Origin of the sequence: Burkholderia perseverans (assembly GCF_022870505.1) — a bacterium.
In the GTDB taxonomy this organism is placed as follows: Bacteria; Pseudomonadota; Gammaproteobacteria; order Burkholderiales; family Burkholderiaceae; genus Burkholderia; species Burkholderia plantarii.
In genome coordinates this window covers 1,169,271-1,188,548 of record NZ_CP045093.1, presented here as the reverse complement: position 1 = coordinate 1,188,548, position 19,278 = coordinate 1,169,271, and the positions used below count along the sequence as shown (strand labels likewise).

At 69.5% G+C, this 19,278-nt stretch carries 21 protein-coding genes and 2 pseudogenes; 13 read left to right on the top strand and 10 right to left on the bottom strand.

Going from position 1 to position 19,278, the window contains the following annotated elements; all coding sequences use genetic code 11:
* Positions 1 to 243: 243 nt before the first annotated feature.
* Positions 244 to 1,284, top strand: coding sequence for a porin (locus BpN12_RS04995; protein ID WP_246794188.1), 1,041 nt, complete (start codon positions 244 to 246; stop codon positions 1,282 to 1,284).
* Positions 1,285 to 1,372: 88 nt separating this feature from the next.
* Here the strand turns inward: BpN12_RS04995 and BpN12_RS04990 are convergent, their stop codons facing one another.
* Complete coding sequence (locus BpN12_RS04990) at positions 1,373 to 2,710, bottom strand: MFS transporter (protein WP_246794187.1); 1,338 nt, start codon at positions 2,708 to 2,710, stop codon at positions 1,373 to 1,375.
* A 519-nt stretch (positions 2,711 to 3,229) separates the two neighbouring features.
* Between BpN12_RS04990 and BpN12_RS04985 the strand changes: the two genes are divergently transcribed.
* Complete coding sequence (locus tag BpN12_RS04985) at positions 3,230 to 3,697, top strand: nuclear transport factor 2 family protein (protein WP_246794186.1); 468 nt, start codon at positions 3,230 to 3,232, stop codon at positions 3,695 to 3,697.
* A gap of 162 nt (positions 3,698 to 3,859) precedes the next feature.
* Here the strand turns inward: BpN12_RS04985 and BpN12_RS04980 are convergent, their stop codons facing one another.
* Both BpN12_RS04980 and BpN12_RS04975 read right to left on the bottom strand, forming a co-directional pair.
* Positions 3,860 to 4,054, bottom strand: a complete 195-nt coding sequence (locus tag BpN12_RS04980) for a YqaE/Pmp3 family membrane protein (RefSeq protein WP_246794185.1) — start codon at positions 4,052 to 4,054, stop codon at positions 3,860 to 3,862.
* 167 nt (positions 4,055 to 4,221) lie between these two features.
* On the bottom strand, positions 4,222 to 5,196 hold the full coding sequence (locus BpN12_RS04975) for a LysR family transcriptional regulator (RefSeq protein WP_246794184.1): 975 nt from the start codon (positions 5,194 to 5,196) through the stop codon (positions 4,222 to 4,224).
* Positions 5,197 to 5,607: 411 nt separating this feature from the next.
* On the opposite strand from BpN12_RS04975, the gene BpN12_RS04970 reads away from it, so the two are divergent.
* From BpN12_RS04970 to BpN12_RS04935, 8 genes are all read left to right on the top strand, one after another.
* Positions 5,608 to 7,212 carry a flavin-containing monooxygenase gene (locus BpN12_RS04970; RefSeq protein ID WP_246794183.1) on the top strand — a complete coding sequence of 535 codons (1,605 nt, stop codon included), beginning with the start codon at positions 5,608 to 5,610 and terminating at the stop codon, positions 7,210 to 7,212.
* Between the two features lie 17 nt (positions 7,213 to 7,229).
* Positions 7,230 to 8,156 carry an SDR family NAD(P)-dependent oxidoreductase gene (locus BpN12_RS04965; protein ID WP_246794182.1) on the top strand — a complete coding sequence of 309 codons (927 nt, stop codon included), beginning with the start codon at positions 7,230 to 7,232 and terminating at the stop codon, positions 8,154 to 8,156.
* On the top strand, positions 8,153 to 9,049 hold the full coding sequence (locus BpN12_RS04960; RefSeq protein ID WP_246794181.1) for a metal-dependent hydrolase: 897 nt from the start codon (positions 8,153 to 8,155) through the stop codon (positions 9,047 to 9,049). The genes BpN12_RS04965 and BpN12_RS04960 overlap by 4 nt, the downstream gene beginning before the upstream one ends.
* Positions 9,049 to 9,984: an alpha/beta fold hydrolase gene (locus BpN12_RS04955; protein ID WP_246794180.1), complete on the top strand. Its 936-nt coding sequence runs from the start codon at positions 9,049 to 9,051 to the stop codon at positions 9,982 to 9,984. Before BpN12_RS04960 ends, BpN12_RS04955 begins: the two co-directional genes overlap by 1 nt.
* A gap of 320 nt (positions 9,985 to 10,304) precedes the next feature.
* Positions 10,305 to 11,102: a hypothetical protein gene (locus tag BpN12_RS04950; protein WP_246794179.1), complete on the top strand. Its 798-nt coding sequence runs from the start codon at positions 10,305 to 10,307 to the stop codon at positions 11,100 to 11,102.
* Between the two features lie 353 nt (positions 11,103 to 11,455).
* Entirely contained in the window at positions 11,456 to 12,571 is a 1,116-nt protein-coding gene (locus tag BpN12_RS04945) for an urea transporter (RefSeq protein WP_246794178.1), read from the top strand.
* Positions 12,549 to 13,334, top strand: coding sequence for a class II aldolase/adducin family protein (locus BpN12_RS04940; RefSeq protein ID WP_246794177.1), 786 nt, complete (start codon positions 12,549 to 12,551; stop codon positions 13,332 to 13,334). The genes BpN12_RS04945 and BpN12_RS04940 overlap by 23 nt, the downstream gene beginning before the upstream one ends.
* 100 nt (positions 13,335 to 13,434) lie before the next feature.
* On the top strand, positions 13,435 to 13,629 hold the full coding sequence (locus BpN12_RS04935; protein ID WP_246794176.1) for a 4-oxalocrotonate tautomerase: 195 nt from the start codon (positions 13,435 to 13,437) through the stop codon (positions 13,627 to 13,629).
* Between the two features lie 112 nt (positions 13,630 to 13,741).
* On the opposite strand, the gene BpN12_RS04930 is transcribed toward BpN12_RS04935, so the two are convergent.
* Positions 13,742 to 14,428, bottom strand: a complete 687-nt coding sequence (locus BpN12_RS04930; protein ID WP_246794175.1) for a LysE family translocator — start codon at positions 14,426 to 14,428, stop codon at positions 13,742 to 13,744.
* A 137-nt stretch (positions 14,429 to 14,565) separates the two neighbouring features.
* On the opposite strand from BpN12_RS04930, the gene BpN12_RS04925 reads away from it, so the two are divergent.
* Together BpN12_RS04925 and BpN12_RS04920 are read left to right on the top strand one after the other, a co-directional pair.
* A complete protein-coding gene (locus BpN12_RS04925) occupies positions 14,566 to 14,703 on the top strand; it encodes a hypothetical protein (protein WP_246794174.1) in 138 nt (45 codons plus the stop codon).
* 17 nt (positions 14,704 to 14,720) lie between these two features.
* Positions 14,721 to 15,203, top strand: a complete 483-nt coding sequence (locus BpN12_RS04920; protein ID WP_246794173.1) for an Lrp/AsnC family transcriptional regulator — start codon at positions 14,721 to 14,723, stop codon at positions 15,201 to 15,203.
* A gap of 36 nt (positions 15,204 to 15,239) precedes the next feature.
* Here BpN12_RS04920 and BpN12_RS04915 read toward each other — a convergent pair whose 3' ends face one another.
* The 3 genes and pseudogenes from BpN12_RS04915 to BpN12_RS04905 all read right to left on the bottom strand — a co-directional run.
* Positions 15,240 to 15,407 carry a hypothetical protein gene (locus BpN12_RS04915; RefSeq protein ID WP_246794748.1) on the bottom strand — a complete coding sequence of 56 codons (168 nt, stop codon included), beginning with the start codon at positions 15,405 to 15,407 and terminating at the stop codon, positions 15,240 to 15,242.
* On the bottom strand, positions 15,401 to 16,081 hold the full coding sequence (locus BpN12_RS04910) for a cupin domain-containing protein (protein ID WP_246794172.1): 681 nt from the start codon (positions 16,079 to 16,081) through the stop codon (positions 15,401 to 15,403). Before BpN12_RS04910 ends, BpN12_RS04915 begins: the two co-directional genes overlap by 7 nt.
* 93 nt (positions 16,082 to 16,174) lie before the next feature.
* Positions 16,175 to 16,294, bottom strand: a pseudogene (locus BpN12_RS04905) (carboxymuconolactone decarboxylase family protein); the annotation flags it as partial.
* Between BpN12_RS04905 and BpN12_RS04900 the strand changes: the two are divergent.
* A pseudogene (locus tag BpN12_RS04900) lies at positions 16,283 to 16,774 on the top strand (LysR substrate-binding domain-containing protein); the annotation flags it as partial. The pseudogenes BpN12_RS04905 and BpN12_RS04900 sit on opposite strands and share 12 nt — an antisense overlap.
* 159 nt (positions 16,775 to 16,933) lie before the next feature.
* On the opposite strand, the gene BpN12_RS04895 reads toward BpN12_RS04900, so the two are convergent.
* From BpN12_RS04895 to BpN12_RS04885, 3 genes are all read right to left on the bottom strand, one after another.
* Positions 16,934 to 17,806, bottom strand: coding sequence for an arylamine N-acetyltransferase family protein (locus BpN12_RS04895; protein ID WP_246794171.1), 873 nt, complete (start codon positions 17,804 to 17,806; stop codon positions 16,934 to 16,936).
* Between the two features lie 353 nt (positions 17,807 to 18,159).
* A complete protein-coding gene (locus tag BpN12_RS04890; protein WP_246794170.1) occupies positions 18,160 to 18,921 on the bottom strand; it encodes a hypothetical protein in 762 nt (253 codons plus the stop codon).
* On the bottom strand, positions 18,918 to 19,278 hold a 361-nt coding region (locus BpN12_RS04885), incomplete at its 5' end, for a hypothetical protein (RefSeq protein WP_425306288.1). The genes BpN12_RS04890 and BpN12_RS04885, both read right to left, overlap by 4 nt.

Sequence of the window (19,278 nt, the reverse complement as noted above, 5' to 3'; positions counted from 1 at the left end):
GCGGGGGTAAGGCACTGGCCCGCGAATGACGGTAGTACCGGCGGCGCGATACGGCGCGCCGCCGGCCGCCGCCGGATTCCGGCGGCAGGTGGTACGGCAGCACGCGGTACGGCGCAGCACCGCGCCGCAACGATGAAACGCAACGCGGACATCGTGAAAATAATTAGTCGTACGAATCAGATGCGATGTGCAGCCATCTTTCGCATGGCACTCGCGGAAAGACCAATACCAAGGAGACTGGAGATGAAGCAGGTGGTTTGGAGAACGATCGGTTGTGGTTTGTCGACGACGGCGCTGCTGGCGGTGGCATTGCCGGCACACGCGCAATCGAGCGTGCAGCTGTACGGCACGGTGGACGGCGGCATCCGCTATCAGACCAACGCGGCCAAGGGTGGCGGCACGATCGTGACGCAGAATTCGAACGGCTATTACAGTTCCAACAAGCTCGATTTCCGCGGCAAGGAAGAACTCGGCGACGGCTGGAACGCGCACTTCCTGCTGGAAAGCGGCTTCAATCTCGGCAACGGCCAGTTCGACAACACTACCGGCACCGAATTCAACCGGCAGTCGTTCGTCGGCATCGGTCACGAGAAATACGGCTCGCTCGATCTCGGCCGCCAGTACACGATCGCGCACGACATCATCAGCCGCTACGACCCGTTCGGCTTCCACTTCACGCCGATCATCCCGCTCACCACGGCCTCCGACGGCACGCGCAACAACAACGACGTGAAGTACAAGAACACCTTCGGCTCGCTGCTGTTCGAAGTCGACAGCTCGTTCGGCGGCGTGGCGGGCAACTTCGCGAGCGGCTCCGGACACGCGGTCGGTCTGAGCTACGCGGCCGGGCCGGCGACGGTGGGCGGCGTGTTCGGCCATCGCAGCGTGGCGAGCGGCACGGCCTACGTGGGCGACAGCTACTACATGGTGGGCGCCGGCTACAAGATCGGGCCGGTGCGCCTGTCGGGCGGCTTCATGGCCGAAGACCTCGAGAACCCGACCGCGCCGCACCAGGTCACCAACAACGCGTTCGGCGGCCTGTCGTGGCGCATCTCGCCCACCATGGTGTTCCGCGGCAGCTACTACCAGACCACCGTCACGAACGACAAGGCGAGCCGGCGCGGCCTGTCGGTGATCTCGCTCGCCTACCTGCTGTCCAAGCGCACCACGCTGTACGCGGAAGGCGACTACACCTCGTACCGGCATTCCGTGGTCAGCACGCTGAATCCGAACGGCGTCAGCAGCCAGACCGCCTTCACGGTCGGTATCGATCACCTGTTCTGAGCATCGCCACGCGGCGCGCAAGGCCTCGCCACCAGCGACACCACCGGCCCCCGCGCGTCATCGCATGCGCCGCGCGGGGCCCGGCACCTCAGTTCGACGCCTGCGCCTCGCGCGGCGGCACCGGCTCGCCCACCAGCACCCAGTAGCCGATCATCGCGACCACCACCACCACGGCGCCGACGTAGAGCGCCGGCTTGAACGAGTGCGAAGCGGCCACGATGAAGCCCGTCACGACCGGCGCCAGCGCGCCGCCGAAATAGCCGCCGAAGTTCTGCATCGCGCCGATCGAGGCCGTCGAGTTGGCAGGCGCGGCCACCGAGGCCATCGCCCAGGCCGCGCTCGACGAGATGTACATCAGCAGCATCGACACCGAGATGAACACCACCGCGAGCGTGGTGTTGTCGGTCAGCGCGGTCAGCGTCGTGAACACCGCGATGCCGAGCAGCGAAGCGACCATCGGATACTTGCGGCTGTTGATGGTCGAGACGCCGTTGCGCGCGAGCACGTCGCAGATCCGCCCGCCCGACAGGCTGCCGATCACGCCGAACACGTAGGGCACGGCGGCTACCCAGCCGGTGCGCGCGATCGTCAGGTGGTGCTCCATCTGCAGATAGGTGGGCAGCCACGCGTTGTAGAGCCAGAGCACGTAGATCGTGCCGAAGAAGCCGAGCAGCATGCCCCAGGTGGTGCGATAGCGCAGCAGGTGGCGCCAGTCGGCCCAGGTCGGGCGCGTGTTGGCGAGGCCGTCGGCGTCGTCGAGATAGGCGCGCTCGCGGTGGGTCAGCGTGACGTGGCGCGGGTCGCGGTGCAGCAGGTAGAACGCCACCGCCAGCACCAGCCCGGCCGCGCCCATCACCACGAACATCCAGCGCCAGCCCACGTTCAGCATCAGCACCGTCAAGAGCGGCGCGGAAATCGCCGTGCCGAGCGTCGACGAACTGTTCCAGATGCCGGTGGCCGTGCCGCGCTCGTGTTTGGCGAACCAGTCGCGCACGATCCGCGCGCTGGTGGGGAACTGCGGCGCCTCGCCGACGCCGAGCACCATGCGCGCGGCGAAGAACGTCGAGAAGCCGTTGACGATGCCGCCGAAGGTCTGCGCGATCGACCAGAGCCCGAGGCTCGTGGCCAGCGTCAGGCGCGCGCCGAGCCGGTCGATCATCATGCCGGCCGGCAGCTGCGCGAACGCGTAGGCCCACAGGAACGCCGACAGCAACAGCCCCATCTGCGGCACCGAGAAACCGAGGTCGTGGCGGATCAGCGGCGTGGCGATCGACAGCGTGGCGCGATCGAGGTAGTTGACCACGCCGCTCATCAGCAGCAGCGTGAGCGCCGTGCGCTGGATGCGCCGGATCCGTGGCGAGGCTGCATCGCTCGCGAGCTCGGGCGCGGCATCGGCCGGCAGCGCGGCGGGGGTGGAAGGCTTCATCGGGTGTCTCCTGGCAGTCTCGTTCAGCTTATGGCCGCCCGGTAGGCCGGGCGGATTTTCTCGAACCTGGAAAGCAACCGGCATCGCGACGCTCGGGGCACAACGCGGACGCCCGGCGCGGGCCGCCTCGCCCGCACGGTACCGGTTCCGACAACATACAAGCGCCGCGCGATGAAAATCCAATCAAATTTTGCGGGGGAGCGATTCCATTCCTTTATCGCGCGTTAGGGGCTAACCCGTTGCGGGTCAGCCCTGACGGCGAGGCGGGAAGCCGTGTCGCCGGTGCCTCGCCGGTATCCATGTCACGCGCCCGACAAAGCCGGAATGTCGTTCTGCATTCGTATTTTTCGCGACAACGAGGCCGTTCCGCCTCGGCACATTCCGCGGCTGTCGGCAGGGTTAACCGCGATTCGACACCGAATAAAAATGGAATAACGTTCCGAAATCATGTCGGACGTGCGGTGAACGACCGGTCGCGCGCTCGTACCCGAAGCCTCAACCCAACCCAGGAGACGATCCATGCTGTTTCAGAAACGCGGAAGTTTCGCGCTGCGCGCCACGCTCGGCGCCACGCTGGCCGCAGCCAGTCTTGCCGCTGCCGCGGCCACGCCGTCGGGCGGCGAGGCGGCCGTCGCGAAGGCCGTCGAACAGCTGCGCGTGGCGATGGTGGCCGGCGACGAGGCCACGCTGAAGAAGCTGACCGAGCCGCAGCTCAGCTACGGCCATTCGTCGGCCCATGTCGAGGATCGCGCGGAATTCCTGAAGGATCTGGTCGGCACGCACGCGTTCAAGTCGGTCACGCAGTCCGACCAGACGATCCGCGTGGTCGGTGACAACGCCATCGTGCGCCACACGTTCGACTCGGAGAACAACCAGCCGGACGGCAAGGTCACGACCTCGCACATCGGCGTGCTGCAGGTCTGGAAGCATCACGCCGACGGCTGGCGCCTGCTCGCGCGGCAGGCCGTGCCGCTGCCGAAATCGTAAGCGGCGCGCCTGGACCGGAAGACCGGAGGCCACGCCACGCCGCGTGCTCGGTTTCGTTCCTCGCCCGATCGGGGCACCGGCACGAACGCCCCAAGCCGTGGTCCATCCACGGCGAGGACCGGCCATCCCGATGCGCGGCCGGCCTGCCTTCAGCGGCTGCCGTCAGCCGCGCCCGCCCATCGCGCGCGAGATCTTCTGGTCGGTCTTGTACTGGCTCAGCGCGTAGACGGACCAGATCGCGGCCGGAATCCAGCCGATCAGCGTGACCTGCAGCAGCAGGCAGATGATGCCCGCGAACGGGCGGCCGATCGTGAAGAACTGGAGCCACGGCAGGATGATGGCAAGAATGAGACGCATGGTCGGAGCCTCGCAGGTGGTGATGTCGTTGTATGGATCGCGCCAGCCAGGGAACGGGCCGGCGCGCCAGATTGTAGTGCAGTGCGATGACACCGGAAGCGGACCGCGGCCGCGGCACGGTGACGGCAGCGGCAGCGCCCGCCGCCGCGCCGGCTCCGGCGATGGCGTCAGGCCGCCACCGCGCCGTGCTCCTTGCGCGCCGCCGCGCCCGGCACCGGCACGGCCCTGCCCGGCACGCTCTCGAGCGCCGGCACCGACGCGAACAGCTCGGCCACCCAGTCCGCGAACACGCGCACCGTCATCGACAGATGGCGGTTGTGCGGATAGACGATCGAGATCGGCTTCGGCTTCGGATAGACGCCCGGCAGCACCTCGACGAGCGAGCCGTCGAGCAGGTGCGGAATCACCGAGAACAGCGTCGGCTGGATCAGCCCGAAGCCTTCCAGCGCGCAGGTCACGTAGGCATCCGAATCATTGACGGTCACCACCGAGTTCATCCGCACCTCGTGCAGCTTGCCGTCGATCAGGAAAGTCCACGGCATCGGCCGGCCGCCGCTCGCATAGGCGAAATTCACGGCACGGTGCTGCTCCAGCACCTCGATCGATTCCGGCTGGCCGAAACGCGCCAGGTAGTCGGGCGAGGCGCAGCTGATGCGGTTCATCACGCCCACGCGCCGCGCCACCATCGACAAATCCTCGAGCGGTCCGACCCGGATCTCGCAGTCGAAGCCGTCGCGCACCAGATCGACGGGCCGGTCCGAGAGCCCGAAATGCAGCTCGATGTCCGGATAGCGCTGATGGAACAGCGGCAGCGCCGGCAGCACCACGCGCCGCCCGAGCAGCGACGGCATGTGGACGCGCAGCGTGCCGTGCGGCTTGCGATTGCCGACCTGAAAGCTCGCGTCGGCCTCCGAGATCTCGGACATGATCCGGATGCAATGCTCGTAATACCCCGCGCCCTCGGGCGTCAGCGACAGCCGGCGCGTGGTGCGGTGCAGCAGCCGCACGCCGAGCAGGGCCTCGAGGTTCTGGATGATGGTCGTGACCGACGCGCGCGGCATCGACAGCGTCTCCGCGGCCCGCGTGAAGCTGTTGGCATCGACTACGCGCGTAAAAACCTGCATCGCCTGTAAACGGTCCATGACTTCCCCCTATTTCTGCTTTCGAACGACCAACGGAACAGAATAGAGCCGCACGCCATCGCGATTCAAGACCAGCCGCGATTATTCGCGCGTCGCGATCAATCGCGGGGCGGCGCCGGGGACCCGTTTGGTGCGAATCTGCCGGCACGGATCGGCGCGTCGGGGTGCGTCGCCTCCCGCCCGGCAGCGTGAGCCGCCGGGCTCCGTGTTTTCACCGAGCCGCCCCCAGCAATCCTTCCCTTTATTTCGAAAACCTTTCCTGGCGGGCGTTTTCGCCCGATTTCATGTTCCGATGCAGGCTCCCGGACCGGTTAGAGGCGATCGTCTATCCGGTTGCGATTTCTCCCGTCACCGACTATCGTTACATCACTCAATGTCACATTTAAAAATGAACCGGAACGGAGACATCGCATGACTGCGCGCACCCCGCCCGCTTCCGACGGGCAACCCGAAGCCGTCGACGTCGCGATCATCGGCACCGGCTTCGCCGGCCTCGGCATGGCGATCCGGCTGCAACAGGCCGGCCGCGCGAATTTCGCCGTGTTCGAGAAGGCCGCCACGGTGGGCGGCACCTGGCGCGACAACCACTATCCCGGCTGCGCCTGCGATGTGCAGTCCCACGTCTATTCGTTCTCGTTCGCGCCGAACCCGCGCTGGACGCGCATGTTCGCGCCGCAGCCGGAAATCCGCGCCTATCTGGAACACTGCGTCGAGCGCTTCGGCATCGCCCGCTACCTGCGCTTCGGCCACGAACTCGCCAGCGCCGAATACGACGAACTCGCCCACCGCTGGCAGCTGCGCTTCGCCAACGGCCGGCGCGTTTCGGCGCGCGTGCTGGTATCGGGCATGGGCGGGCTGTCGCGGGCCGCGCTGCCGCGGATCGACGGCATCGAGTCGTTCGCGGGCCACGCGTTCCACTCGCAGCACTGGGACCACGCCTACGATCTGGCCGGCAAGCGCGTGGCCGTGATCGGCACCGGCGCGAGCGCGATCCAGTTCGTGCCGCAGATCGCGCCGCGCGTCGCGCGGCTGGCGCTGTTCCAGCGCACTCCGCCGTGGATCATGCCGAAGCCCGACCGCCAGCTGAGCCGCTTCGAGCAGTGGCTGTTCCGCGCGCTGCCATTCACGCAGAAGCTCGCGCGCACCAGCCGCTACTGGATGCTCGAATCGCGCGTGCTCGGCTTCGCGATCCATCCGGCGCTGATGAAGAACGTGCAGAAGCTCGCCGAGCGCCACATCCGCAAGCAGATCGCCGATCCGGCGCTGCGCGCCACGGTTACGCCGAACTACACGCTCGGCTGCAAGCGCGTGCTGATCTCGAACGACTATTACCCGGCGCTCACGCGCGAGAACGTCGAGGTGGTGACCGACGCCATCGCGCGCATCGAACCCGACGCCGTGGTCACCGCGGACGGCCGCCGCCACGCCGTGGACTGCCTGATCTACGGCACCGGCTTCCAGGTGGCCGACCCGTTCCCGCGCGGCGTGATCCGCGGGCGCGGCGGCGTCGACATCGTCGATACGTGGCGCGACGGCGCGCACGCCTATCTCGGCACCACGCTGCCCGGCTACCCGAACTTCTTCATGATCGTCGGCCCGAACACCGGGCTCGGCCACAACTCGATGGTGTTCATGATCGAGTCGCAGATCGAGTACATCCTCGGCGCGCTCGACGCGATGGAGCACGAGCGGGCCGAGGCGCTCGAGGTGCGCCCGCTCGTCGAGGCCGACTACAACCGGCGGCTGCAGCAGCGGCTCGGGCGCGCGATCTGGTCCACCGGCGGCTGCAAGAGCTGGTATCTCGACCCGCGCACCGGCAGGAACACCACGCTGTGGCCCGGCTTCACCTGGCGCTTCCGGCAGGCCACCGCGCACTTCTCGATCGCCGACTACCAGGCCTACGCGGCCGCGCGCCACGATGCGCAGCCGGCCACCGCCACCACGACCGCTACCGAGCAGGCGGCCACGCCGGCCGCCGCCACCGACGCATCGGGCCAGCGCGCGCCGGCCGTCTGATTCAAGGAGGATTCCTCATGAAATCGTTTCACGACAAGGTGGCAGCCATCACCGGCGCCGGTTCCGGCATGGGCCGCTCGCTCGCGCTGCAGCTCGCGCAGGACGGCTGCCACGTCGCGCTCGCGGACCGCAACGGCATGGGCCTCGCCGAGACCGAGCGGATCGTGCGCGCGCTCGCACCCGCGGTGCGCGTGTCCACCTGCGTGCTCGACGTGGGCGACCGCGCGGCCATGCATCGCTGGGCCGACGACACCGCGCGCGAGTTCGGCCGCGTGAACCTGGTGTTCAACAACGCCGGCGTCGCGCTGTCGAGCACCATCGAGGGCATGGAGTACGCCGACCTCGAATGGATCATGAACATCAACTTCTGGGGCGTGGTCCACGGCACCAAGGCGTTCCTCCCGCATCTGAAGGCATCCGGCGACGGCCACGTGATCAACACCTCGAGCATCTTCGGGATCTTCGCGCAGCCGGGCATGAGCGCCTACAACGCAACCAAGTACGCGGTGCGCGGCTTCACCGAATCGCTGCGCCAGGAACTCGACATGATGAAGTGCGGCGTGTCGGCCACCTGCGTCCACCCCGGCGGCATCAAGACCAACATCGCGCAGTCGAGCCGCATCTCGCAGAGCATGCTCGGCTTCATGGTGGATAGCGAGCAGCAGGGCAAGGACGACTTCGAGAAGTTCTTCATCACCACCGCGGACGAAGCCGCGCGCGTGATCCTGCACGGCGTGCGCAAGAACCGGCGCCGCGTGCTGATCGGGCGCGACGCGCGCGGGGCCGACTGGCTCGCGCGCACGCTGCCGGCCGCCTACCAGGCGCTGGTCGTGCTCGCCACCAGACGGGAACGGGCCAAGGCACGCCGCCGCGCCACGCGCGGCGAACTCGCCCCCACCGAGTCGACGTACCACAACGCAGGCAATCAGGGAGAACCGTCATGATGCCCGTCCGCCGCGACATCCGTTTCGCCATGCCCCCCGACCGCGCGTGCGACTGGCACGTGAAGGGGGTGCCCGTCACCCACTTCATGAACGCGCTGTCGCTGCTGTTCCCCGCCGGCGAGCGCTTCTTCATGGACTCGGTGCGCCACTACCGCGACCAGATCCACGATCCCGAACTGAAGAAGCAGGTGGCCGGCTTCATCGGCCAGGAGGCGATGCATACGCGCGAGCACATCGAGTACAACGACCTGCTGCAGGCCGCCGGCCTGCCCGCGCACAAGCTCGACAAGCGGCTGTGGATGATCCTCGGGCTGTTCCGCAAGACGCTGCCGCCCGCGATGCAGCTCGCCATTACGATCGCGCTCGAACACTACACGGCGATGCTCGCGAACCTGCTGCTCGAAGGGCACGAGATGCGCATCGACGGCTCGGTGGACGGCTACACGCAGATGTGGATGTGGCACGCGATGGAGGAGACCGAACACAAGTCGGTGTCCTACGACGTGTGGCTGCGCGTGACGCGCCCCGGCCTCGGCCGCTACCTGCTGCGCACCGGCACGATGCTGCTGACCACCGCGATCTTCTGGACCATCGTGTTCGACTACCACGTGCGCCTGATGCTCGCGCACCGGCGCCGCCATGGCCGCTTCTCGGGCATGTGGACGCTCGTCAAGTACCTGTACTCGCCGCGCGGCGGCGTGTTTCCCGGCATCGCGCGCGAATGGTTCGGCTTCTTCCGCCCGGGCTTCCATCCGTGGGACTACGACAACCGCCGCTACCTCGGCGAACTCGACAGCCTGCTGGCCCGGATCGACGAGACCAACGCGCGCTACGCGGCCGAGGCCGCGCCGCGGCGCGTGCCGCTGCATGCGGCCCACGTCGCGCATCCGTGATGGACGCCGCGCTGGATGTCGCGACGGCCGGCCACGAGACGCTCACGGTGGATTCGGACGGCGTGCGGCTGGCCGTCTACCTGAGCGGGCCGCGCGAGGCGCCGCCCGTGATCCTCGTGCATGGCTATCCCGACTCCGCGCGAGTCTGGGACCGCGTGCGCGAGACGCTCGAGAAGCGCTACCGCGTGATCGCCTACGACGTGCGCGGCGCCGGCGCGTCGGATGCGCCGAAGCCGGTTTCGGCCTATCGCCTCGCGCAGCTCGAACGCGACCTCGGCGCCGTGGCGAGCGCGACCTGCGGGCGGCGGCCGTTCCATCTGGTCGGCCACGACTGGGGCTCGATCCAGAGCTGGGAGGCCGTGACCGATCCGGCGATGCGCGGACGCATCCTGTCGTATACGTCGATCTCGGGGCCGTGCCTCGATCACGTGTTCCGCGCGCCGTTCAGCCTGAGGCAGTCGCTGAAGTCGTGGTACATCGCGTTCTTCCATCTGCCGCTGCTGCCGGCGCTGTTCTGGCGGCTCGGCGGCGCCGCGCTGTGGCCATGGTGGCTGCGCCGCACCGAGCGGATTCGCGTCGAACCCGATCCGCTGCAGCTGAGCAATGGCGTCAACGGCATCCGGCTCTATCGCGCGAACTTCATCGCCCGCGCGCGACAACCGCGCGAACGCTACGCGCAGGCGCCGGTGCAGATCCTGGTGCCGCTGCGCGACCGCTACGTCACGCCCGTGCTGACCGAGAACCTCGAACGCTGGCTCGGCGTACATGAGCGCGAGCTGATCGACGCCTCGCACTGGACCGTGCTGCGCGAGGCGGCGTTGATTGCGGAGCGTATCGACCGCTTCGCGTCGCGGTATGAGCCGTCGTTCGCGAACCGGCCGACGGCCGCGAACGATCCGGGTGGGCCGCCGCTTTCGCCGCGCGCGAGTGCTTGAGCGCACGCCGCCCCTGTGGCCGGATAAGCGCGTTGCGGGGCTGTCGCTTTTGCCGTGATCGGTGGCGCCATCTCCTGCTACGTCCGTCCGTTCATTTCGTTACGAACGCGAAGGCCAGCGTCTGCCCTTCCTCGCTCCGCGAGCCGAACCCGACGCGCTACGGCGAACCCCAGCGCGGCCATTTGCCGGTATGCTCCGCGTGTCCGTTTCGTCCCCGAATGCGAAACCGCGATCGGCCGCCGTCGGCCCGTCGATGAGCCGCCCCCGCGTGTGCGATCCGGACTACACACGAACCCACACCCTGCGCGGAGAGAGCAGACATGTCAGTGGAAAGTCCGATCGACTCGTTCGCCTATCCGTTGGTGAGCGAGATCTTCGGCGAGGCGATCCGTACCGCGGAAACGCTCTCGCTGCCCGGCGAACTGGTGGCGCACTGCTGCCGCGATCCCGGCGAGCGCTTTTCCGAGGCCACCCGCGACGCGATCTACGGCGCGCTGGTGCCCGTCACCACGCGCGCCTTCGGCGCGGACATGACGCCCTACTGGCGCTTCCGCAAGGACCAGGGCTATTTCGCCCGGCTGCGGGAGTTCACCGTCATCGAAGACGCGAGCGGGCAGATGGCGGGATGGACCGGCTACTCGGTGATCCGCGCCGACGCGTTCACCACGCTCTACATCGATTCGACCGGCATGGTGCCGTCGCGCCAGTCCGGCGGCGTGATGCGCCAGCTGCTGCGCGCGCGGCTGCGTCTCGCCCACGCCGAGTTGAAGGCAAGCGCGCCGCAGCTGTTCGCCACCGCGCGCAGTGAAAGCCCGATCTTCTACAAGCTGCTGAGGAAAGTGCTGGGCGGCGACCCGCTGTATCCGCAGGTCGGCACGAGCGTGCCGGCCGGGATCCTCGAATGCGGGCGGCAGCTCGCGGCCTGGCTCGGACAGGCGGAACGGCTCGAGCCGGACAGCCTGGTCCTGCGCAACGCCTATACGATGGTCGACGAGCTTTACGACGCACTGCCGTCCACCGGCGACGCCGATCTCGACCGCCTGTTCCGCGACACGCTCGGGCCGCTCGATGCGTATCTGCTGGTCGGGGTGGTGTCGGATGCGATCGAGCGGGATTGAGTCGTAGCGGGATGGCGGTGTGTTCTTGGGATGCGGCGAGTTCATGGCCAGCACCGCTGCCCGACTGAACGGATGCGTGGAGCATGCGTGCGAGCCATCGAGGTCACCCCGGCCGGCTGCACATTCTCGATGCCGGCCACTTGACCCAGCCATGACGCGAGCACGATTCGTCCACCTCCCGCCCACCACCCGGCCGCGCATCATCATGCATTCGCCCCACCCGCCGCCGCGCCTGCCACGCGCATGCGCGCCGAACCGCAAATAACCGGTATCCGGCGCCGCCCATCCCGGCATGCCGGGCGATCCCTTATGCTCGCGGCACCTTTCCCCGCTCACGCCCGCCCGCGCCGACGATGCTCGCCCGCCGCCGTCTCCTCCCGTTCGCGCCGCTGCCCGAACTGCTCACGCTGCTGCGCGGCGTCGGGCAAGTCGTCCTGCAGGCGCACGCGGGTACCGGCGCCTGCGTGGTGGCCGCGCTGGCACTCGCGGACCCGGCGTTCGCCTGTGCCGCGCTGGCCGGCACGGCGGCGGCCACGCTCGCCGCGCTGCTGACGAGTGCGCCGCGCGAGCAACGCGCCCTGCGGTCAGCACCCGCACCGCGCGAAGCCATGCCCGATGCAGGCGTCCATCCCGTCATGCTCGCCGGAGGAACCCCCTTCCCGGCTCACGCGCCAATCGCCATCGCAAACACGGCCGCTCCCACCTCCAACCAAGCCGACCTGCAACGCGGCCTGCATGGCTACAGCGGCACGCTGGCCGCGCTGGCGGCCGTCGCGCTGATCCCCGACCGCTCGACCGCCTTCGCGATCGCGCTGATCGCGGCGAGCGTGGCCGGCGTGCTCTATCGCCCCGTCTCTCGCGTGCTCGGCCGCGTCGGCGCCGCCGCCTATTCGCTGCCGGCCGTGCTTGCCACGCTGCTCTGGCTGCCGTTCCTCGCGCCGGGCACGGCACGCCTCGCTGCCGCGCCGCTGGACGCCCCCGCCTGCCTCGCCGGCGCCGTGCTGGCCTCGTTCGCGCAGGCGGTGCTCGCCTCGGGCCTGCTGCCGGGCGCGGTGCTGCTGGCCGGGCTCGCACTGGCCTCGCCGCGCGCGGCCGGCCTCGCCGTGGCCGGCGCGCTGCTCGCCTCGGCGCTGCTGATGGCGGGCGGCGCCCACGCCGGCTCCGCCGCCTGCGCGGCCGGCCTGCTCGGCTACAACGGCGCGCTCGCGGCCATCGCGCTCGCCCCGGCCGGCGCGCGTGCCGCGCTCGGCGCCGCCGCGCTCGCGGCAGCGCTGCATCTGCTCGCGCTGCGTGCCGGCCTGCCGCCGCTCAGCGCGCCGTTCGCGCTCGCCGCCTGCCTCGTCTCGGCCCTGCGCCGCTCACGCGCCCCGTCGCATGGCGAGGGCGGTAACGGCAATGCCGATAACGCGGTCGGCGCGCGTCTCCCCTCTGCCCATGGAGCCACCCATGTCGTTCGTCCACCGCGCTGAAACACGCGCCGCCACGCACCCGCCCTCGCCCGCCGAGCAGCGCGCGCGCATCGATCTCGCGGCCGCCTATCGGCTGGTCGCGCTCGACGGCCTGGACGACCTGATCTACACGCATCTGTCCGTGGCCGTGCCCGGCGAACCGGGCCACTTCCTGATCAATCCGTTCGGACTCGCGTTCGAGGAAGTGTGCGCGTCGAACCTCGTCAAGATCGACCTGGCCGGCAACCGGATCGGCTGCGGCCCGCACGACGTCAACGCGACCGGCTTCGCGCTGCACGCGGCCGTCCACGCCGCGCGCGCCGACGCGGCCTGCGTGATCCACCTGCATGCGACGGCCGCCATCGCCGTCTCGATCCAGCCGGCCGGGCTGCTGCCCGCCTCGCAGCACGCGCTGCGCTTTCACGGCGATCTCGCCTGCCACGACTACGAGGCGCTCGCGTTCACGCCGGCCGAGGGCACGCGGCTGGTCGAACGACTCGCCGGCAACTCGGCCATGCTGCTGCGCAATCACGGCCTGCTGACGGTGGGCCGCACGGTCGCGGAAGCCTATGTGCGAACGGTCACGCTCGTGAAGGCCTGCGAGATCCAGCTGGCCGCGCTGGCGGGCGGCATCGAACCGGTGCTGCCCGCCCCGGCCGTGGCCGCGCGCGCGGCCGGCCAGCTGCGCGACGGCGGCGCGCTGGAAGGCGAACTCGAATGGCCCGCGCTGCTGCGCCGGCTCGATCGCCATGCGCGCGCCGGCGAGCCGTCGTATGCCGATTGACTGATTAGCCGATCGGCCAGCTCGCGGCAGCGCCGCGGTTGCGGTTACTGTGCTGGCTGTTGTTGTCGTTTCCGATTTCGCTCAACCCGGGAGACCCGAGATGCCCACTTTTCACATCGACCTGTTCGAAGGCCGCACGCTGGAACAGAAACGCCGCTTCGTCGAGGCGATCACGCGCGTGACCTGCGAGACGCTCGACTGCCCGCCGTCGTCCGTCGACATCATCCTGCACGACGTGAAGCGCGAGAACTGGGCGACGGCCGGCAGGCTGTGGTCGGATCAGGACGCCGGCTGAGGCAGGCCGCGCGGCACTTGGGCTACGCCAACCCGCGTTCGTTGCGTCGCCCGATGAAAAACGCGCCGTGATTCACGACGCGTTTTCTTCAGGAGCGCACAACCAACGGCGCTCAACCCCAGCCGGCCATCATCGCGCCCATGCCAGCGAGCAGGCCGCCCATCAGCCGGTTCAGCGCGCGCACGCGCGTCGGCCGCCGCAACAGCCGGCTCAGCCGCTGCGAGAACAGCGCCATCGACGCAACCCCGCCCGCGAACAGCAACGCGAACGTCACGGCCAGCAGCAGGTATTGCTGGTTGACGCTCCAGTGCGCGTCGCTGCTGATGAACTGCGGGAAAAACGACGGAAAGAACAGCAGCGTCTTCGGGTTGAAGCCCGAGGTGGCGACGCCGCGCCAGAACAGGCCGCGCTGCGCGGCACGCTCGTCGCGCAGCGCCGGGACCGCGGCGGCTTCGTTCGAGACGTTCGGACCGGTGGGTCGATTCGATTCGTTCGCTTCATCGGGCCCGACCAGCGCGCCGCCGCGCCACTGCCGATAGCCGAGCCACACCAGATAGGCGGCGCCGACCCAGCGCAGCACGCCGAGCGCACGCGCATCGACGTGCAGCAGCGAATTGAGGCACAGCGCCGTGAACGCCAGCTGCAGCAGCACGGCCAGCGTGCCGCCCCAGACGCAGGGCAGCGCGCGGCGCCAGCCGGCGCGCAGCGCATGGCTCATCGCGAGCAGGTTGACGGGACCGGGCGCATAGACGAGCACGAGCGCGGCGGCGACGAACGACAGATAGAGCTGGAACGACATGACGGGGCAGGACGGACAGGAGAAAAGCGACGGACCGGCGCGGTGGCGCCGGCTCTTCGTTCGGACGGGGGCGGGTGGCCGGGATGCCCGTCTCGCCCGGCGCCGCGACTCGTGATCGCGGTGACGACGCGATGCGAATGGTTGCTCGCATCGTTCGTGCCGGGCTTCAAGGCATGGAGAAAATATACCTGCCGCGAGTCGGAAAAGGCTTTCTGTTCTCCAGCAAATCTTGCCAAAAACCGGAAGCTTCTTCAGATAAAATCACTATTCCCTGAACAAAATTCCGACCACCATGGTTAGCCGCGAACGCGCCCCCCGCCCACTCGACAGCCAGGACCGCAAGATCCTGCGTGCGCTGCAGACCAACGCACGCCTGTCGAACGCCGAACTGGCCGAACAGGTGGGCATGTCGGCCACCGCCTGCTGGAACCGCACGCGCCAGCTCGAAACCGACGGCTACATCGACGGCTACGTCGCGCTCGTCAACCAGCGCATGCTCGGTTTCGCCGACATCGTGATCCTCGAGGTCACGCTCGACCGCCACGAGGACGACGCGCTCGCGCGCTTCGGCGCCGAACTGGCCGCGCTGCCCGAGGTGCTCGAGGCCTACCTCGTGTCGGGCGAATACGACTACTGGATCAAGGTAGCCGTCGACGGCACCGCCGGTTACGAACGCTTCCTGCGCGAGAAGCTCTACCGGATTTCGAGCATCCGCCACAGCCGCTCGATGTTCGCGCTGCGCTGCATGAAGGACGTGTCGTCGATGCAGGTGTAAGGGCCGACGCGGCTAGCGGGCCTCCTCCTGACGCGGTTACCGCCGTCGCTCGATCCCGGCCGGCGCGGCCACGCCAAGGCCGGCCGCCTCGACCGCGCCGGCGACGTAGCCGGGATAGCTCGGCGACCATTCGCTCGCGATCCCCACCAGCCGGTCGTGCCACGGGCCGGCGCCGACGATCGCGATCCGTGCGCGCGTCAGCATGCCGGCGCCCCCGCTGCCGGCAAGCCGGCAATGGGCGTGGCGCGCTCGGTCTTCACGTAGACGGTCGCGCCGGCCGTGCCGACGGGACGATCGCCGTCGGGCAGCCGAAGCCAGCTGCCGCGCGGACAGGCCAGCCCCTCGACGCGCAGTTCGCCCGCGACCACGAGCCATTCGGTGCGCCCGGCCGCCTCGACGTCGAGCGGCGCGCCGGCTTCGAGCCGTCGCAACCCGACGCGCTCGCGGTCCGACGCATACAGCGGGCAGACCACCTGCCCGTCCGCTTGCGTCCAGGCGGCCGGATCGCGCGTGTCGATGCGCACCGTGCCGGCGTCGCCGTCTGCCATCTGGCGCAGCTTCACGAACAGCGTCGCGCCGCGCTCGCTCGACGGCGCGTGCGACGAGCCGGGCGGATTGCGCAGATACCAGCCCGCCGGATAGTGACGCTCGCCCTCGGAGAACACGCCGGACAGCACGAGGATCTCCTCGCCGCCCGGTTGCGCATGGCGAGGGAATCGCGAGGCACGCGCGTAACGCACGATGCTCGTGGCGCGCGCCGCTTCGGCGCCGATCCGGTCGAGCATCACGCGCTCGACGCCCGGTTGCGGCGAAGCGATCCAGCGGTATGGGTCGGCCGGCACGACGGCGCGGCGCGAGACATCGGCGTTGACTAACATGGCGGGCATTCGGAAACGGATCGTGTGGGGCCGCCGACCGGGCGGGAAGCCCGGGCGGCGGCGCCGATGGCCTGGATTCGCGGGCTTGCGGGCTCAAACGCCCGGCAACGCCGCATGCGCTTCGAGCACGCGCGCCGAGTCGGTCAGCGCGGCGCCCGCGTTCAGCGCGATCGCCACGCCGAGCGTCTCGGCGATGTCCTCGCGCGAGGCGCCAAGTGGCTGCTGCCGCGCATCGAGCGCTTCCACGCGCAGTGCCCCGAGACCGACGTACGGCTCGACACCAACCTGACGCCGGTCGATTTCATCGCACACGGCATCGACGTCGGCGTGCGCTACGGGCGCGGCAGCTGGGCCGGGCTCGTCGCCGAGAAGCTGATGGACGAACAGGTGTTCCCGGTCGCCTCGCCGGGGTGGCTCGCGAAGCACGGCGAGGTGGAAGCGCGGCGCGGGATGCAGGTGAACAACTCGGCGGCCGTGCTGCAGGCCGCGATCGACGGCCATGGCATCGCGCTCGCGCGCAGCGTGATGGCCGCCGACGTCGCCGCCGCGGGCCGGCTGACGCCGCTGTTTCCCGAGATCCGCTATGCGTCGGCGCTCGCTTACTACGTGGTCTATCGCGCCGATTGCGCGACGCTGCCGAAGCTCGTCACGTTCCGCGAATGGCTGATGCGGGAGGCGGCGCGGAGAGAATGAGGAAGTGGCGGCACCGCGCTAGCGGGTGCCGCGGGGGATTGGGCTCAGGCTTGGGCGTGGACCGGAAGACTGCGCATGCGGAAACGGCGCTGCGGCATGCGATGCCTCCGGATCCGGTCGAAATGAGCGGAATGCGCCCGGACGCACCCGGACGCCCCCTCAGCGCGGCGATTGCGCCTGCGCCAGCGCGTCGAGCGCCGCGTTGCGCGCCTGCACGCGCGCGAACAGGCCACCGATGTCGAAGCCCTCGAGGTCGAGATCGAAGCGCTCGGTCAGGCAGGCGGCCCACGCGGACGCGTCGGCGAGCCGTTCGGTGAGGGTGGCGACGCCGTGCGCGTCGCGCAACGTCAGTTCGTCGTTGAGCAGCGTGGCGCGGCCGTCCGGCAGCACGCGGCTCACGATCAGGTCGTTGACGAACTTCGAATCGGGATGCGTGGAGGTGTACCAGTTCGCCACCTCGTAATCGACGCGCTCGGCGCGCTTCGTGCCGAACCGGTAGACGGTCTGCCAGCCCTTCGCCGTCCGGCATTCGAGGTCGAATTCGCCGGCCGCCGGCGCCGGCGCGGCGACGATCCGGTACTCGCCATGCGGCGTATGCTGCGCGAGGCCGGGGGCGGCCGCGAGCGGCGCCGTCTGGGTGACCGTGCCGAACCCGACGTCCACGTACCAGACCTCGTCGTCGATCTCGACGCACAACAGCTTGTGCGTCTGCGGCGTGACGGCGTCGGGCGCCTGCTGCCAGCGCACGCGCGCGAGCAGCGGCGTGACGCGGAAGCCGATCTGCGCGAGCGCGGCATGGAACAGCCGGTTGTGCTCGAAGCAGTAGCCGCCGCGCCGCCGTGCGACCATCTTGGCGGCGATCGACAGCAGATCGAGCTTCACCGGCGAGCCCGTCAGCGCATCGAGATTCTCGAACGCGATCGCCTGCGGATGCAGACGATGCAGTTGCCGCAGCACGTCGAGCGTCGGCTCGGGGGTGCCGCGATAGCCGATACGTTCGAGGTAGTGTGGAAGATCCAGATCGTCGTACATGCGGTGCGTGCCTGTGGAAGAGGAAGCCGGTTCGGCGGCTGGCGTTACCTTAGCATCACGCGGCGATCGGCGCAGGAATCCGACGGCGGCATCGGGGGCCGCGTGCGGCGGCATTTTTTCGCAAGCGCGGCGGGGATGCGCCATCGTTTCGTGTCGCGACGCATGGACTTGCTTCGTGCTGAGTACGGGCCCCGACAGCCTGGTCGACCTGGACGGCGCGATCACGTCAGGAATGTGGTGGCGGCACCGGCCACGGCCCCGGGCGGCGTTTTTTGACAAGCGTGACGGCTACACGCCATCGTTTAGCGTCGCGAGAACGGCCTCACGCATGCCGGACAGCTCCGCCGGCCCGTTCAGCGCGTGACGCGGCGCAGCGCGGAAGTCGCCACGGGCGGCACGTCGATCCCATGCAGCGACGCATAGCGCACGGCGTCGCTGAGCGTCGAGGCGGCGGCGTCGATCTGGTCAGGCGCATGCCCGGCGATGCTCGACGAAGCGGCGTCGAGCGAAGCGGGAGCCGGCCCGCCCCGCCGCAGGCCCTCGAAACGCTGGAGGCCCTCGCCAAGCGAGGTCAGGCCGGTGCGGAACGCCTCGCGATCGAGCGGCGCGCCCGCGGTGGACGCAAATGCCTGCGACAGCGCGAGCGCGATCGACTGCTGCGCGCCGCCGATCTGCGAGAGCAGGGTGTTCGAGACATGCGAGGCGGCCACGTCGTCGTCGCCGAGCGTGCCGGCCGCATTGGCGGCTTGACCGGCCGCGCCCGTCAGCCCCATCGCGGCCGCCAGGTCGGCCTGCCCCGCCAGCACGCGGCGGTTCGCGTCGAGATAGGCGTGCCAGTCCGACGAGGCGGCGGGCGCCGGTGACGATGAAGCCCTCGCGCCGGACGGTGTGTCGGCCACCGGAGCGGCGGCCGGCGCACTCGACGCACCAGGCGGCAGTTGCACGGGCGCGACGGGCGCGTATTGCGAAGCCTGCGACGGCGGCGCTTGCCGCGCCGTCGCAGGCTGGGCATGCGCGGCCGCGCTCGCGACGAGCCCGGCCGCAGCCATGAAGGCGGCACGAGCGTGGGCTTTCGCGGCCCGCGCGATCTTGTGGCGTTTCGTCTGCGTACTCATGGTCCGAAATTTTCCGCGCCGACGCGCGCCGGAAGCAACTGCCGATACATCTCGAAACGTATCGGCTGCCGGGCTGCAAAGCGAATCGCGCGAAACGGGTTCGCGCCAGCATCGCGCGTCATGCGGGAGTCGGGCGGCCGCTGGGGCTCCGGGTTACCCGGGCATCGCCTCGCCTTCGACGGCGGTACGCCGGCAGCCATGTCGGCGCCTGCCGTTACGCTGTTCCGCTCACCGCAGCGCCCGCCGCATCGCGACGGCGCTGCGATCGCACGTGCCGTGCCGTGCCGTGCCGTGCCGTGCCGTGCCGTGCCGTGCCGTGCCGTGCCGTGCCGTGCCGTGCCGTGCCGTGCCGTGCCG

Excerpts from the sequence above, each read along its gene's own strand:
- BpN12_RS04955 (WP_246794180.1), top strand. The coding sequence starts at position 9,049 with ATGGACGCCGCGCTGGATGTCGCGACGGCCGGCCACGAGACGCTCACG.
- BpN12_RS04925 (WP_246794174.1), top strand. The coding sequence starts at position 14,566 with ATGGTTGCTCGCATCGTTCGTGCCGGGCTTCAAGGCATGGAGAAAATA.
- BpN12_RS04935 (WP_246794176.1), top strand. The coding sequence starts at position 13,435 with ATGCCCACTTTTCACATCGACCTGTTCGAAGGCCGCACGCTGGAACAG.
- BpN12_RS04970 (WP_246794183.1), top strand. The coding sequence starts at position 5,608 with ATGACTGCGCGCACCCCGCCCGCTTCCGACGGGCAACCCGAAGCCGTC.
- BpN12_RS04930 (WP_246794175.1), bottom strand. The coding sequence starts at position 14,428 with ATGTCGTTCCAGCTCTATCTGTCGTTCGTCGCCGCCGCGCTCGTGCTC.
- BpN12_RS04965 (WP_246794182.1), top strand. The coding sequence starts at position 7,230 with ATGAAATCGTTTCACGACAAGGTGGCAGCCATCACCGGCGCCGGTTCC.
- BpN12_RS04960 (WP_246794181.1), top strand. The coding sequence starts at position 8,153 with ATGATGCCCGTCCGCCGCGACATCCGTTTCGCCATGCCCCCCGACCGC.
- BpN12_RS04910 (WP_246794172.1), bottom strand. The coding sequence starts at position 16,081 with ATGTTAGTCAACGCCGATGTCTCGCGCCGCGCCGTCGTGCCGGCCGAC.
- BpN12_RS04895 (WP_246794171.1), bottom strand. The coding sequence starts at position 17,806 with ATGTACGACGATCTGGATCTTCCACACTACCTCGAACGTATCGGCTAT.
- BpN12_RS04915 (WP_246794748.1), bottom strand. The coding sequence starts at position 15,407 with ATGCTGACGCGCGCACGGATCGCGATCGTCGGCGCCGGCCCGTGGCAC.
- BpN12_RS04985 (WP_246794186.1), top strand. The coding sequence starts at position 3,230 with ATGCTGTTTCAGAAACGCGGAAGTTTCGCGCTGCGCGCCACGCTCGGC.
- BpN12_RS04975 (WP_246794184.1), bottom strand. The coding sequence starts at position 5,196 with ATGGACCGTTTACAGGCGATGCAGGTTTTTACGCGCGTAGTCGATGCC.
- BpN12_RS04920 (WP_246794173.1), top strand. The coding sequence starts at position 14,721 with ATGGTTAGCCGCGAACGCGCCCCCCGCCCACTCGACAGCCAGGACCGC.
- BpN12_RS04980 (WP_246794185.1), bottom strand. The coding sequence starts at position 4,054 with ATGCGTCTCATTCTTGCCATCATCCTGCCGTGGCTCCAGTTCTTCACG.
- BpN12_RS04945 (WP_246794178.1), top strand. The coding sequence starts at position 11,456 with ATGCTCGCCCGCCGCCGTCTCCTCCCGTTCGCGCCGCTGCCCGAACTG.
- BpN12_RS04890 (WP_246794170.1), bottom strand. The coding sequence starts at position 18,921 with ATGAGTACGCAGACGAAACGCCACAAGATCGCGCGGGCCGCGAAAGCC.
- BpN12_RS04940 (WP_246794177.1), top strand. The coding sequence starts at position 12,549 with ATGTCGTTCGTCCACCGCGCTGAAACACGCGCCGCCACGCACCCGCCC.
- BpN12_RS04995 (WP_246794188.1), top strand. The coding sequence starts at position 244 with ATGAAGCAGGTGGTTTGGAGAACGATCGGTTGTGGTTTGTCGACGACG.
- BpN12_RS04950 (WP_246794179.1), top strand. The coding sequence starts at position 10,305 with ATGTCAGTGGAAAGTCCGATCGACTCGTTCGCCTATCCGTTGGTGAGC.
- BpN12_RS04990 (WP_246794187.1), bottom strand. The coding sequence starts at position 2,710 with ATGAAGCCTTCCACCCCCGCCGCGCTGCCGGCCGATGCCGCGCCCGAG.